Below are 14,710 nucleotides of genomic sequence, written 5' to 3'. Positions count from 1 at the left end.
TAAAGAAAACGCAATTAGCTAGGATCAACCAAGAATAAAGGTTGGTCGTATTCTACAGGCTGTGCATCATTTACTAGGATTTTCACGATCTTACCGGAAACTTCGGATTCGATTTCGTTGAAAAGTTTCATTGCTTCCACAATACATAATACTTTACCTGGAGCAATTTCATCACCCACATTGGCAAACAACGGTTTTTCTGGTCCCGCAGCGCGGTAGAAAGTACCGATCATCGGCGACTTGATAGTGATCAGATTCGACGCTTCTGTTGCTGTGGCCACCGGAGTAGAAGGTGTAGCCGCTACTGGAGCTGCTGCGGCAACTGGAGCTACCGCTGGTAATGCTACCGGACTTGGAACCGTAGCCGTTACATAAGTCGGCTCTTGATTCGTCTTTATGGTAATTTTAAAGTCCTTTTCTTCGATAGCGACTTCATTCACGCCTGATTTGGAAACGAATTTGATCAGATCTTGAATTTGTTTGATATCCATACTCATATTTCTAGTAGGTTTTATGTATAAATTTCTTTCGATGAATTGTTAAAGTTAAGCAAATATTATGATTTTGTGTAAGCCCACTTCAGGTAAATGGAACCCCAAGTGAAGCCTCCGCCGAAGGCAGCAAGAATCAAATTATCGCCTTTTTTTAGTTTGTCTTCCCATTCCCAAAGACATAGCGGGATGGTTCCACTGGTAGTATTCCCATATTTGTGGATATTCACCATCACTTTTTCTTCGGGTAAACCAGCACGTTCAGCGGTAGCGTCTATAATGCGCCTGTTTGCCTGGTGGGGTACAAGGTAACTGATGTCGTCGGAAGTAAGCTTGTTGCGTTCCATTACCTCAACAGCAACATCCGCCATATTGGTTACCGCAAATTTAAACACGGTGCGACCTTCTTGGTAAGCATAGTGTAGCCCCGCATCAACCGTTTGATGGGTAGCAGGGTTCAGCGACCCACCACCTTTTATGTTCAAGAAAGGGCCTCCGGCGCCATCTGTCTTCAGCACGGCATCAATAAGTCCGTTGCCTTCGTCGTTCGGCTCCAATAGCACACATCCACAGCCATCACCAAAGAGGATACAGGTGTTGCGGTCTTCATAGTTGACTACCGACGACATCTTGTCGGCACCCACTACCAATACCTTCTTGTGTTTTCCCGATTCGATGAATTGCGCCGCTGTTGTCAAGCCAAATAAAAAGCCTGAACAGGCTGCCTGCAAGTCGTAGCCCCAAGCTTTTTTTGCCCCTATTTTCTCCGCAAGGATATTTGCCGTGGCCGGGAATAGCATGTCCGGCGTGCTGGTGCAAAAAATAATGAGCTCAATGTCGTTGGCGGTAATCCCTCTTTTCTTCAGCAAACCCTCTACAGCCGGAACAGCAAGATCAGACGTGGCTTTTCCTTCGCCTTTAAGAATCCTGCGCTCTTTGATGCCCGTGCGCGAAACAATCCACTCGTCGTTCGTGTCAACCATGGTTTCCAATTCCTGATTGCTCAAGATGTAGTCGGGCACATAGCCGTTCACTGCTGTAATAGCAGCATGTATTTTAGACATATAAAATTAGTTGAAAGCAGACCTGATCTTGTCGATAAATTTGGATTCGATCATGTCCTTTGAAAGTAAAACCATGTTTTTGATAGCTTCAGGGGTAGATATCCCATGTCCGATGATAACGGGAGCGTTGACACCCAGAATGGGGCTGCCTCCATATCGTTCGTAGTTGAACCTGTCAAAAAAATCATCCTTCATTCCCTTTTTCAAGGTAACCACATAAAAAGACTCGGCCAATTTCAAGACCACGTTGCCCGTAAAGCCGTCGCACACGTAAACGTCAGCGAGATCCGTGAATAGATCACGACCTTCCGCGTTGCCTATGAAATTGATCTTGGTGTTTTCTTTTAATAGGGGGTAGGTGGATATTGTTAAGTTATTTCCTTTTTCTTCTTCTTCACCAATGTTCAATAAGCCCACTTTTGGATCTGTCAAGCCATACACATGTTGTGCATATAAGCTGCCCAATAGGGCAAACTGGTTCAACATTTCGGGTTTACAGTCTGCATTGGCTCCCACATCCAACAGGATGCCATAACCGCTTTTGATCTTAGGAACGTTTGTCGCTATGGCGGGGCGCAACACCCCGGGGATTGTTTTTACACTGAACATAGCACCAACCAACATGGCTCCGGTATTGCCCGCCGAGGAGAACGAATCGATCTCTCCATTTTTCAGCAGCTCAAAACCTTTCGCGATACTTGAATTGGGCTTTTGGCTGATGGCCTTCGTAGGGTGCTCGTGCATACCAATGGTATCAGGAGCATGTATGTAGTCAAAATCATCTGGATTTGCTCCAGCCTGTTTTAATCGCTCGACGGCGTCGTTTTGATCGCCGATAAGAACAAGACGTTGATCATCTTGCAATAATTGCTGGGCCTCGATAGCACCAGTTATCGTAGAGTTGGGGGCATAATCGCCACCTAAAACGTCTAAACCAATCTTCATCCGTTATTATTTTTAAATCAATAATACGCAAAAACATCCCAAATTAAAGTATAAAAATCAAATTTTACACCTATTTGGGATGTTTAATCTCTTTGAATGATGTCGTTAGACAGTAGCAGTGTTGTCAATAATTAACTTACCGTTGTAGTATAAATTACCATCTACTGTGTAAGCACGGTGTGGAGTGTGTACCGCTCCAGTTTCTTTGCATACGGTTAACGTAGGTCTTTCTGCCTTATAATGTGTTCTTCTTTTATCTCTTCTGGATTTCGAAGTTTTACGCTTTGGATGTGCCATCTCGTATTTCTGTTTTAGTTATTTTTAATATTCTTTAATATATCCCAACGGGGGTCTATCTTTTCTTCTGTATTATCTTCCTGTTCTTCCTCGCTGTCCACATTTATTTTGGCCAACATCTCGGGGTCACAGCTCAAATTTACACCCTGCTCTGTACATTTACTGTAGTAGGGTACGCGGACGTTGATGTATTCGTAAAGTAACGCTGCAATATCCAATTCGTAATCGGTTTTGGATAATACCAATACTTCATCGGTATTGCTTTCCCAATCTTCATCGGTGAACTTTACCAGAGCACGCTCTTGAAAATCTAAGGGAGCATCAAAGTCGGCTAGGCATACATCGCAGCTCAGCTGAATCATGCCGTAGATGTGAAAGTTGACAACCAGCATATTCTCCTGCTTCTGCAACTCTACGTCTGCTTTCAATTTTCCTTTTTTTACAAGGCTATGTTCATAACAATCAAAGAACTTATCGTCAATCTCAAAATCAAACTCATGTTTTCCTGCTGCAAGACCGGAAAACGGAATTCTATACTGTTTTAGATATTTCGAAACCTGCATTTGAGCCTGCAAAATTAATTATTAATTTGTTAAAAAGGAAACTTTTTTTGCAAAATTATTGCTCTTCGTCTCCATAGTAATATTTACCCAACTCGATCTTCGGCCGCCCATTTGCCATACGCCATTTGTTGGTGTCGCGCAGGGAGTAGGCACAGCCACAGTATTCCTGCATGTAGAACTTCTCTTTCTTGCTGACTTCTAACATGCGTGCAGATCCGCCTTTCTTGCGCCAGTTGAACGTCCAGTATTCCATGTCGGGATGTCGCGATGCCGCGCGAAGGCCACAGTCATTGATTTGCTCCATGTTTTTCCAGCGAGAGATTCCCAAGGAGCTGGATATGACGTCGAAGCCATGAGCCGCAGCATACTCGGCCGTTTTCTCGAAACGCATGTCAAAGCACATCGTGCAACGGATGCCCCGCTCGGGTTCCTGCTCCATGCCCTTGGCCAAGTCAAACCAATGATCCACATCGTAATCGGCATCGATAAACGGGATATTGTGTTTTTCAGCAAAGCGTATATTCTCTTCCTTGCGCAAGTCGTATTCTTTACGTGGATGTATGTTGGGGTTGTAGAAATAGATCGTAAAATCAATATCCGACGCGATAAGCGCTTCCATTACCTCGCCCGCACAGGGCGCACAGCAAGAGTGCAACAGTAGCTTCTTGCCTTCCTTAGGAAGGGCTAGTTTCTCTCTTTTGAATTCCTTGTCGCTCATATTTCCTCGTAATTACCCTGCAATTTTACGGAAAACCTAAAGATTTTACAAAACTTAACAGCTGTTAATGGCAGGAAGCGACCTATCTAGCCGTTTATTTTTATATTTTTGTAACATTATAATCGTGTAATTTATGTGGAAAAGCGCTCTATTAATTAAGGTCTGCTGTGCGATGGCACTGCTTATCGGCTTTTATGCCTGCGAACGGAACGATGCAGAGCCTAATCTGGAGATGCGAAAATTTACCCGCTTATATGTTTCTTTTGAACAGTATAATACCTCCAACCTAGGTGTTCCAGATACGAATATGCGTACCATCTATCCGGCAGATTCTTCGGAATTCAACTTTACATTGAAACATGTTTCTCAAGCAAAAGGCGGTGGCCCTATTTATTTCCATCCTCGGCTAGAAGCCCTTTTTCAAGCGAGTGCAAACTTGAATGGTATCAATGATACTGCGGTGTATAGTATGAGTGTTGGCGCGACGAATGGCGTGCTTCAGAATCTGACAGCTATGGGGAACAGAACCTATAGTGCCGTGCGTGGATTGGCTTACCACGAAGCCACCAATCGCCTGTTTATCGTGAATGGATCGGGTGCCAATGCGGGCATTTATGTGGTGAATACGCCTAAAAGTAGGCGTGGGCATGTGCAGCCTGTAAAGCGTTTGCGCACACCTGCTCAGCAAATGTGGGGGGCGGCTTATGCAAATAATTGCCTGTTTACCTCGCGCTTGGGAAGTGGACCTGGGATCAATGTTTTTAATAATATAGCAACAGTGGCTGTTCCAGAGTCGGATTCGACTATAAGGAATTTCGAACCAACACGTGTCCTTCAGATAGCTGATGCCCGCAACCTACGCGGCATATCGTATGATACCGTAAAGAATGTGCTTGCCGTAGCCGAATTTGGTGATGGTAGCGTGGGCTCAGGACGTATCTTAATTTTCGATAATTTCTCCTCGCTGATTGATCAAGAAGGGACTACTATAACACCAACCCGGATCATTACGGGCGCAGCTACCAAATTGCGAGTGCCAGTGGATGTAGTGATCGACCCGCGTGAAACGGGTGTCTACCTCTATGTAGCCGATCGCTCGGCACTCGCCGTTTTCCGTTTCCGTATTGATGATGATGGCAATGTTGCGCCAGATCAGGAAGCAAGCACCGGCACACAAATACCCGTCGGCTTGGCGTTGGATGCCCGCGTTTATCCTACGCCTGGTCAATAAGGTCAAGCAGCAGTTGCACCTCCTGTCGTTTTTCGATATTGTCGATATGATCGTAGGCGGCAATCAGGTTGCGAAGTACTCTTTTGATGATGGCCAAGTTGCTGCAGGGCTTGATGTAATCGTCACTTGCCGGTAGGTTCAGCTGCTGTAAAAAGGAGCGGATATCATCTTCCCGCATGATCTGTCCGCGGTTGAACACATTGATGTAGAACAGCACTTCCTCTGGATTTTCTTCCTTCATATAGGCCAATACAAAATGCTTGGGCAGGTTTACCCCATAAATCGGTATATCCAATCGTTGCGCTACAAGGGTATATATGCAGGCCAGCGATATTGGATTTCCCTTTTTTGTTTCAAATACCTTATTGATAAAGGAGTTTTGTGGGGCGTGGTAGTCCGAGGTATTGCCCGACAGGCCAAATTCGCGGAACAGTATGTTATTAAGAAGCTTGACCTTCTCTACAGGGCTCATGTCATACATCAGGTGGTACCAAGCGCTGCGTTTCAGTTCTGCCAATTTCGTATATACCTCCTCCTCGCCGAGGTTGGGGTATTGGTAACGATTGACGATCAGCAGACCTTCCAACAAGTCTTCCTGATTGCTTAATTTCCATAGCTGCAGGTCGTTCTGTACCTCGTTAAACTGTATCTTGTGGATGATCTGCTCGACGCGGCTTTGCAGCAGCACATCAAAAGATTCTTCCCAAGATTGTTCCAGTAGGGGAATCACCTCTGGACCGCAGGTGATCAGCTTATCTTCGAGTGCTTGGTATATTTCCGTATCGGGATCGTCCAACAGGGAAATTAATGCTTTTAATTCCTGTTCCTTCATCAAAACGAATTTACTAATTTTTCGGAGGAATGGAAAGTGTGTCCGCAGATTTAAGCAGGATAATGGCCAAGTGATGGGATTAAAGTGGAGGTTAGCTTTAATAAGCAGCAGTGCGGAACGACAGATATCCGTCGTTCCGCACTGCTGTTTATAGCGTTTCCCGCTCGTTTATTGTCCTGCTTTAGCTTAGTCAAGCTTCAGCTGTCCATCCAGCATATTGATGATGCGTTTGCCATACTCGGCATTTTTCTCCGAGTGCGTTACCTGAATGATGGTCACGCCATCTTCGTTGAGCTGTTTGAACAGCTGCATCACCTCTTCGCCCTGCTTGGAGTTCAGATTTCCGGTGGGCTCATCGGCAAGTAACAGTTTGGGCGAAGCCGCCAAAGCACGCGCAATACCGACGATTTGCTGCTGCCCGCCCGATAACTGCGCTGGGAAAAGGTCTTTCTTCCCAACAATACCGAAGCGGTCGAGCATATCGGCAACGATCGCTTTCCGCTCTTTGCCTGACAGATCTTTGTATATCAATGGCGTTTCGATATTCTCATATACCGTCAATTCGTCGATCAAGTGGTACGATTGAAAAACATAGCCCATGTGCGATTGAAAGAGCGCCGTACGCTTCTTGGCTTTCATGGCCAGCACATCTTCGTCCATAAAGTAATATTTGCCTTCATTGGGTTCATCAAGAAGGCCTATAACATTCAGCAGGGTCGACTTACCCGACCCCGACGGGCCCATGATGGAAACAAAGTCGCCCTCCTCAATGTGGAGGTTAATGTCCTTCAAAATAAAGGAGCGTGTCCCGCCGACATTATACCATTTAAATATGTTTTCTAGTTTTATCATCGTTTAAAATCTATTTTTAAGTATGTCAATATATTTTACCGTCGCCCACCGCTATTCATCGCGCAAGCTATCGATAGGTTTTGATCGTGCTGCCTTTATCGATTGGAAGGAGATGGTGAGTGCCGACATCAAAGTAAAAAGGCCTCCGATCCAAATGAAGATCCAGCTGTTTATCGGTTCTTTGTATGCAAAATTAGCTAACCAAAGATACAAAAGCAGATAACTTATTGGAGTGGCTATGAGCATAGAAATACCAATAATCCGGAGAAACCCGCCGTTCAACTGAACAAAAAGTGTTGTGGCACTTGCTCCCAATATTTTACGGATACTCATTTCCTTTTGGCGAGCATTGATTTGGAAAGCGGATATGCTAAACAGGCCCATTAAGGCAATAATAAGCGATAGTATGGAAAATCCGTATAGCGCTTGTCCCAAGCGTTCCTGTCTCGCATGCAGCAGGTTGTACTGTTGATCCATGAAGTTATAATCCAAGGGAAGAGCCTCCGCATTCGGATTTTTTTCCCATTCTTCTTCTACGGCTTTAATAGCTTCTTCATTTTTTCCAGCTCTTGCTTTAACCAGTAAGGTTATCTTTAGATGGCCGGGGCCGCATTCGTCTTTAAATGAATATAGCGATGGGGCGATGTGACGCTCAAAGCCGTAGGCTTTCATATCGGCAACCACGGCTACTATGGTAAAGTCTGTTTTGCATCCACTAACCTTTGCACCGATCGGATTTGCCATGCCCAGCTGTTTAACAGCTGTTTCATTAACGACGGCATAGTGCTTGCTGCTGTCGGCCAAAAGTTGTTCTGGAGAAAGTGCCGTCGAACCTTGTATCCTCTGTATCTGTAGTGTCTCGAAGTAGTTGACGTCGACGGCGATATGATCCATCTCTGCTTTTCCATCTATATGGGTAAATTGTTTTTTTGGAGGCGCTTCGGCTCCTCCCGGTACATTGCTGGCCGCAGCGACAGAGGCAATGCTGGGTTTCTGTGCTAATCGGTTTTTGAAATCTTGAAAAGTACCATTCAGTTTTCCATCATAATAGAGGCCTACACTTTTGAAGCTGATAACCTGTCCAGGCTCAAACCCTTTCTCCGCATGACGCATGTAATCTATTTGATTTTGCACCGTAAAAACGCCTACAAGAAATACGATGGCGATGACAAACTGGAAAGCCAATAATCCGTTTCTTAGCGGGGATCGTTTCGGGTCATAGATCAAGGCGCCTTTGAGCATACGAGCGGGCTTGTAGCCCGACAGGATAAATGCAGGATAGAGGCCGGATAGCAAGCAGGTCGATACCAAGGCAAGGCTGAGCTGTAGGTATGTTGTGCTATGGAAGATCTGTTTGCTTAGATCATCATTGTACTTGCTCTGCAGAATGTTACCGCAAAAAGCCAACAACAGCAATGCGATTGAAACGGCAAGCAGGCATTGCAAGAATACTTCAAATAGGAATTCACAAGCAACACGGAAACGGTTGTTTCCAAAAACTTTTTTTAACGCGATTTCCTTTGCCCTTTTGTCTGCTTGTGCTAACATCAGATTGGTGAAGTTAGCTGCCGCCAATGCCAAAATTAATATCGATAACACACCCAATACCCAAATGCCAAGGTAGGCACTGTTGGATCCGTGCCGAGGACGTAGGTGTAGGTTGGCCAATGGATCTAGGTATATTGATCCGTTGGAAAAAGTTGAAGCAGTGTTGTCCGCGTGTTTCGAGATCTTCTCCTGAAACAAACGGTTGATCTTAGATTCCAATAAAGGAAGATCAGTGCCAGGCCTGACCTGAATAAACGTTTGGTAGGTGAATAGATCTTGTTCGCCGCCCATTTCTCGGATAAATAGCAAGTCAAAATCAAGAATGGAGGGACCTTTGTATTTACTGATCCCATAGATTGTTTCTTCCATGCCCATGTTCAGTGCCAAAACAGGCACCTTTTTGGGTTCTCCAAATGACTGCTCTTGCGGAAATAGCCTTTTTGCTAAGTCGGCCGTCACCATTGTCGCTTCCTGCTGCTCTGCAGATTTGTACAAGGCTCCTTCTTGCGGTTCAATATCGAAAATGCGGGCGGCGGCAGAGTCGATGGCAATTGCCTTCTTTACGTATATGGTTTCTTCGCCAAAAATAGGATAGTCTCCGTAGAAATAGTTTATCTTACGGCCTGCACGCATCACTTCTGGGAAGTTAGCCTGAATGGCACTGGCCAATGCGGAAGGAGTTTGGTCTGTATAGTTACCTGCCAAACGAAGTCCCACCAAATAGATGTTATCTATATTTTTGTTCCAACGATCGTAGTTGGTTTCCTTATTGATGTATTGATAAGAAAGTATGAAGCCCGCAAAGCCTAAAGCCAGCCCTGTGATGTTTATCAAAGAAAAAAACTTGTTCTTCCATAAATTTCTCCAAAATAACGTAAAGAAGCTATTTGCCATACTGTTCTTACATAATATAGTCTACCGAAATACTTGTTCTATTCTTTTGGGCTATGATGCTGCAATTTTCCGCATTAGCTTCCCGTAGTAATGTTCCGATTTTATTCCTTTGGCCGCTTCAAACAGGATTTTTTTCAAGTTTTCGTTGTCGGGCATTTTTTCGGCAATGTTCAGTAGCAGCTCGGACTGGTAATAGTCGGAGCCTATTTTGTTGGCATAGCCGATGAGGCGTGTCCAATCCGCTTCCGTCAGCGATCTTTTGATCATGTTTTTGATGATTTCGGTTTTGTAATAATCGCTTTTCATAGCAAAGACAAGATCCAAGGTTTCGTTAAAGGCTACACCGCCAAACGATTCCTGCTTTAACAGGTCTTTGTACACTTCGGATTGGTAGTAGTCTGATTTCATCGCTTTGATAATCCCGACGACGGATGCTGTTTGCTCACTATTGAGTTCGTTTTTCATCAACTTCTGTAATGTCGTATGTTGGTAGTAATCCGACTTCATGTTGGCAACGAGGTTTAGGTAAGCCTTGGAGGTGGCGTCTTCCAATAGATAGTTTTTCATTACGTCAGACAAGAGCTCGGCAACGTAGTAGTCGCTAGATAGGTAGCTGCTGCTGCTTTCTAGGATGCTCGTCATTTCAGGCTTACTAATACCGAGTGTCAATAGTGTAGAGAGGTATTTTTGACGGGCATAGTCGCCATGCAGTTTGGGAAGCTCGTTGAGCACACCTGCCGTTCCTTTTTTCGCATAGATACGTTTTGTGCGCGCTTCGGCATTCATACCGCGGCTGATCATCATCTCCAGCGCATTTTTTAGGAGTTTTTCATCATTGGCGTCCAGCGTATTCTTTTCTTTTCTGTTGATGCGATAGATCAGTGTGCCATCCGATGCCGTGGTAATCTCCAATTTATTGGACTTTTGCTCAAAGCTGATGGATCCATTTTTGGAGAGCGATTCGATATGCTGGTCATCGTCGCCGATGTTTACATCGCCTTTTACGGTGAGCTTCGTTTTGCCGTTGTCGTCACTGGCCTCCCAAGTAAATATCTTTTTACTTACGGTTTGCGCCAACGCGCAGGTGCTCATGGCCAAAAATAGAAATGCTGCTACTGCTATATTTTTCATGTTGGTTGGTTATTATGGATAATATGATATGTTTTAAAATATGTCATCGTGTTTACTGATGAAAATATGTTATTCGTCGCGCAGGCTGTTGATCGGGTTGGTGCGTGCCGCACGGAAGGCACGCCCGCTAATGGTAATCAGGCTTACGAACACCGCCAAGATGCCCGCGATCAGGATCGTCCACCATGCTACCGATATCCGAAAGGCAAAATTATGCAACCAGTTCTGCATGATCCAGTAGCCTAGTGGCGCTGCCAATAGAAAAGCGATGATCACCAGCTTCACAAAATCAGCCGTCAGTAGCATCACGATTTTACCCGTCGATGCGCCCAATACTTTACGGATGCCAATTTCTTTGATGCGTTGCTGCGCTTGGAAAGCGGCGAGCGCAAAAAGACCTAAGCAGGCAATGCCGATGGTGATGAACGAGAAGAGCAACATGGTGCGGCTGGTTTGCCTTTCCAGTTGGTAGAGGTTGGCAAAGTCGTCATCCAGAAAGTGGTAGTTGAAAGGAGCCTGTGGTTTTACCTCTTTCCATACCGATTGAATATCGCCGATGGACTGCTGCATATTGCTCCCCGAAGCAACCTTTACATAGATGTTTCCAAAGTAGTTATATTCCGGGAAAAGAACCACAGGCTTGATGTCTTCACGTAAGGATGCGAAATTAAAATCCTGTACCACGGTCTTAATGCGTCCTAGGCGGCCATTTAAATTGATTTGTTTGCCAACGGCCTCCTGTGGCGTCCATTGCAATGACTTAACCAGTTGTTCATTCACGATAAAGCTGTAGCTGCGTGCATTGCTGGTATCGCGTGCACGTGCGATATCGCCGTCGTTCAGGTTTTCTCCGGCTAGCACGGGAATTTCGAAAACCGGAACGAAATCTTTTTCGATCGGGATGGCGGTGACACTCATTTGAAAGTCTGCCTTTTTCCCTTCCACATAGCCGATGTTGTATCCACCCTGTATGTTCACTGGGGAATCATATGATGCGGTGAATCCCTTGACAGATGGTTGAGCAAGGAGTTTGTTTTTTAAGGTTGTCCTTTCGCTATCGGTGAGCAGTTCCCCATCAAGTACAACAATCTGGGAGCGGTCCAATCCGGTATTTTTGGTTTGTATATAGTGCAGTTGTTGCGCTGTTACCAAGGTCGCGATAATAAAGAGCGTAGAGATGGTGAATTGGATGACGATAAGTACATTTCCCAATGCAAAACCGCCTTTATTTGCTTTTGTGGTGCCTTTTAAACTTTGTATAGGCTTGAATGCGGAAATCACTAAGGCCGGCCAGCTTCCGGCGAGCAAGGCTAAGGTCAATGCGAAAATAGGGATAGCAAGGAACAGCATATTGCTGGAGCTGATATCGAGTGCGATGGACGTTCCCAGATATTGCGCAAAAAATGGCAGTAACACATGGGCTAGGCATAGCGAAATGGCGAACGCGATAAGTACCAAAAGACCACATTCGATTAGGAAATGAAAGAATAAGTTGGTGCGGCTGGCTCCCAACACCTTCTTGACGCCAATTTCTTTAGCACGCTCCGTGGATCGGGCCAGCGATAGATTGGCGAAGTTGACGCCTGTTATCAGGATGATGCCTATGGCTAGACCGGCAAATATATAGACATATAGCAGGTTTCCGCTACCGATCTGGGAATGTAGGTGGATATCTGTAATAGGTTCTATTTTCAGTTCTAAGGCGGCTCCGCTTTCAAAAACGTCGGCAAAGATTGTTTTTATATAAGCATTGCTCTTGCTCTCTAGGGCGGGAATAGCTTTTTTATCCTTCAGCAATACCAAGGTGATGTCGTTGGCACTGTGCCATACAGGTTCTTGGTAGCGCGTCAGGTGTTTATTCGACAGTATGGCCGCAAAGGGAAGTTGCGTGTAGGATGGAGGGTTGGGGACTACGCCACTTACTTTCCAAGGCTGCCCATCGATTTGCAGAATTTGCCCTAGGGCATCTTGGTTGGGGAAGTATTTGTCGGCGTAGGCTTGCGTCAGCACGATTTGGTAGGGCTCGGCAAGGGCTGTCTTGCTATCGCCCTGCAAGAACGGATAGTCGGCTACTTGAAAAAAAGCTTCATCGGCAAACCGGAACTGTGTTTCCTTAATTTCTTGGTTTCCTTTTTTTACTAAACCTTCGCTATTGTAGGGATAGATACGGACAGCGGTTTCCACCTCGGCAAATTCCTTTTCAAGCGTCGGCGCAACGGCCGTGGGGGTGGTGGAAGCTTGGATAAATTCGTTGTCATCAGCAGACTTGTAGGCATAGGAGACGTAGGCTATTCGCTCTGCATTGGGTAAGAAGTTATCGTAACTCAGCTCATGTAGGATATACGCAGCTAGTAACAGAAAAGAGGTAATGCCTATGATCAACCCACTGAGATTCAATAGTGAGAATCCCCTGTTTTTTCGAATATTGCGCCATGCTATGGATATACTGTTCATACACCTGTTCGTTTAGTAAATGTTGGTTGTTAAGTAGCGTGCAAGCGCTGCGCCATTGTTTTATGTTGCTTGTTTTCAGTGTTTTGTGTTTGTTGTTTCGGTTTTGAACTGTTCGATATCGAACAGTAGGCGTTCGTCTGCGGACAACCTCTAACAAAAAGCGAGGGCATCGATTTCTTTTTCCAGAGGGAATGCTGCCTTTCAATATGCATCTGTTTGACTTCTGCATGAAAATGAGATATTTCCTGTAGGAGATGTGTTGATGCGGTTGTGAAGCTTGCTGTCAACCCATAGAAAGCAGACAAATGATATGGGTAAAAAGGCAAAACTTATGGGAAATGCGTCAACTGCATAGTGAAAAGAAATAAAACATAGTGGAAAGGTGCTTTTTCATGTCGTAAAGCCGCTTTTTCAATTGTGATCTTTTGGAAAAGGGTATCAAATTACGCCAAAAATTTCGACCGAAGCCGAAAAGATTGGCGTAATTTGATACCCTTTCTTCTGTTACGTGTGTTTAGCTTTGTAGAAGCGATGCGTGGTGCACCCTGTATTAAATAAGTATGGTTATGATAAAACCTGTTTTAAAATTTAAGAAAATGCGGGAAGCGAATTTCCTGCGTTATGCAAACAATGTAGTTGCGCGTATGGAGGAGAATGTATCTCTTTTTCCGGATTGTGAACCTCCGTTATCGGTGTTGAAAGGCACTTTGCACCGGCTGTCACGCGCTATGGCCGAAGCACAATTTCGTGATATGCGCTGTGTGGCTATCAAAAATCAGTTGTTGCGTATCCACAAGGAACAGCTGTACCGGTTGTCTTTGTATATAGCACAGGTGGCCCAAGGTGATCCTTGGATTATTCTATCGGCAGGCTTCGCGACCAATAAGCCTTATGCAACAATTGGTGCAGCGCCCAAGCCACACAACTTACGCGTGCAGGTTCAGATGCAACGGCCAGGATGCGTGCGCTGTCGGGTGGACGTGTGGAAGAAAGCCACTGGATGTCGTTTTGAATACCGAAAGGTGGGCGATGTGTTGTGGAACATCCTGTTCACCACGAAGTCTTCCTGTGAAATCAGCGGATTGCAGTCTTTGGAGCAACATGAGTTTCGCGTGGCCTACACGAGCAGTAACCCCACGATAACTTACAGCTCGGTTGTAAGCTGTTATGTGGTTTAGCTTGTTGGATTGATGTCGAGAAGAGTAATTTTCGATGTATTTTTATCTTTGTTGCATCGATATGTTAGATCTGTAATTATGGAAAAGATGAATGTGCTGAAGTATGCACCTAAGCTTCCGGCGGCGATCGCCTATATTGTGTTGCTCGTGCTGGTTATGCTTTTATTTTTTGGTCGTAAGACAATGTCGCTACGCCCCGCTGTTATTGTGGAACACTGGCCTGATTTCTATCTTCATGTATCCAATTTTTCTATCAGCTACCTGATGTTGGGCGGAATAGGTTTTATGTGGATCTTGATAGGTATCCCCACTAGATTTCTAGTTGTTTGCGGGATGTTGTTGATCGGCTGTAATTTTGTTTATGAGCTTTGGGTACCTATACTGAATACGCCGGATGTGGTTGACGCCTATTATGGTGTTGCGGGAACGATCTTAGCACTTTGCTTTTTGCTTTGTGTAAAACGTTTCGGACTCGTCCCTTTAACGAAGGAGTCCGAAACGTAAATAGAAGG

Annotated in this window: 14 protein-coding genes; 3 read left to right on the top strand and 11 right to left on the bottom strand. The window is 45.1% G+C overall.

Going from position 1 to position 14,710, the window contains the following annotated elements:
• Positions 1 to 14 precede the first annotated feature (14 nt).
• From accB to SCB77_RS07520, 6 genes are all read right to left on the bottom strand, one after another.
• Positions 15 to 497, bottom strand: coding sequence for an acetyl-CoA carboxylase biotin carboxyl carrier protein (gene accB / locus SCB77_RS07545; protein ID WP_320185818.1), 483 nt, complete (start codon positions 495 to 497; stop codon positions 15 to 17).
• A gap of 59 nt (positions 498 to 556) precedes the next feature.
• Positions 557 to 1,555, bottom strand: a complete 999-nt coding sequence (locus SCB77_RS07540; protein ID WP_320185817.1) for a beta-ketoacyl-ACP synthase III — start codon at positions 1,553 to 1,555, stop codon at positions 557 to 559.
• Between the two features lie 6 nt (positions 1,556 to 1,561).
• A complete protein-coding gene (gene plsX / locus SCB77_RS07535; RefSeq protein ID WP_320185816.1) occupies positions 1,562 to 2,500 on the bottom strand; it encodes a phosphate acyltransferase PlsX in 939 nt (312 codons plus the stop codon).
• A gap of 105 nt (positions 2,501 to 2,605) precedes the next feature.
• Complete coding sequence (rpmF, locus tag SCB77_RS07530; protein ID WP_320185815.1) at positions 2,606 to 2,797, bottom strand: 50S ribosomal protein L32; 192 nt, start codon at positions 2,795 to 2,797, stop codon at positions 2,606 to 2,608.
• 14 nt (positions 2,798 to 2,811) lie between these two features.
• A complete protein-coding gene (locus SCB77_RS07525; protein ID WP_320185814.1) occupies positions 2,812 to 3,360 on the bottom strand; it encodes a YceD family protein in 549 nt (182 codons plus the stop codon).
• Between the two features lie 55 nt (positions 3,361 to 3,415).
• A complete protein-coding gene (locus SCB77_RS07520) occupies positions 3,416 to 4,078 on the bottom strand; it encodes an epoxyqueuosine reductase QueH (protein WP_320185813.1) in 663 nt (220 codons plus the stop codon).
• 172 nt (positions 4,079 to 4,250) lie between these two features.
• Between SCB77_RS07520 and SCB77_RS07515 the strand changes: the two genes are divergently transcribed.
• Complete coding sequence (locus tag SCB77_RS07515; RefSeq protein WP_320185812.1) at positions 4,251 to 5,309, top strand: hypothetical protein; 1,059 nt, start codon at positions 4,251 to 4,253, stop codon at positions 5,307 to 5,309.
• Here SCB77_RS07515 and SCB77_RS07510 read toward each other — a convergent pair.
• From SCB77_RS07510 to SCB77_RS07490, 5 genes are all read right to left on the bottom strand, one after another.
• On the bottom strand, positions 5,293 to 6,141 hold the full coding sequence (locus SCB77_RS07510; RefSeq protein ID WP_320185811.1) for a transglutaminase-like domain-containing protein: 849 nt from the start codon (positions 6,139 to 6,141) through the stop codon (positions 5,293 to 5,295). The two genes, SCB77_RS07515 and SCB77_RS07510, sit on opposite strands and share 17 nt — an antisense overlap.
• A 186-nt stretch (positions 6,142 to 6,327) precedes the next feature.
• Entirely contained in the window at positions 6,328 to 6,993 is a 666-nt protein-coding gene (locus SCB77_RS07505; RefSeq protein WP_320185810.1) for an ABC transporter ATP-binding protein, read from the bottom strand.
• A gap of 51 nt (positions 6,994 to 7,044) precedes the next feature.
• Complete coding sequence (locus SCB77_RS07500) at positions 7,045 to 9,435, bottom strand: ABC transporter permease (protein ID WP_320185809.1); 2,391 nt, start codon at positions 9,433 to 9,435, stop codon at positions 7,045 to 7,047.
• A gap of 51 nt (positions 9,436 to 9,486) precedes the next feature.
• Positions 9,487 to 10,566 carry a hypothetical protein gene (locus tag SCB77_RS07495; RefSeq protein WP_320185808.1) on the bottom strand — a complete coding sequence of 360 codons (1,080 nt, stop codon included), beginning with the start codon at positions 10,564 to 10,566 and terminating at the stop codon, positions 9,487 to 9,489.
• A gap of 69 nt (positions 10,567 to 10,635) precedes the next feature.
• A complete protein-coding gene (locus SCB77_RS07490) occupies positions 10,636 to 13,020 on the bottom strand; it encodes an ABC transporter permease (RefSeq protein WP_320185807.1) in 2,385 nt (794 codons plus the stop codon).
• 596 nt (positions 13,021 to 13,616) lie between these two features.
• On the opposite strand from SCB77_RS07490, the gene SCB77_RS07485 reads away from it, so the two are divergent.
• Together SCB77_RS07485 and SCB77_RS07480 are read left to right on the top strand one after the other, a co-directional pair.
• Positions 13,617 to 14,198 (top strand): hypothetical protein, encoded by a 582-nt coding sequence (locus tag SCB77_RS07485; protein WP_320185806.1) that lies wholly within the window; start codon positions 13,617 to 13,619, stop codon positions 14,196 to 14,198.
• Between the two features lie 78 nt (positions 14,199 to 14,276).
• The gene (locus SCB77_RS07480; RefSeq protein WP_320185805.1) at positions 14,277 to 14,702 is read left to right on the top strand and encodes a hypothetical protein; all 426 of its coding nucleotides are present in this window, start codon (positions 14,277 to 14,279) and stop codon (positions 14,700 to 14,702) included.
• Positions 14,703 to 14,710: the final 8 nt, after the last annotated feature.

The sequence above is a fragment of the Sphingobacterium bambusae genome (assembly GCF_033955345.1).
In the GTDB taxonomy this organism is placed as follows: Bacteria; Bacteroidota; Bacteroidia; order Sphingobacteriales; family Sphingobacteriaceae; genus Sphingobacterium; species Sphingobacterium bambusae.
The sequence above is the reverse complement of the archived record's forward strand: the minus strand, read 5'-3'. Positions and strand labels throughout refer to the sequence as shown.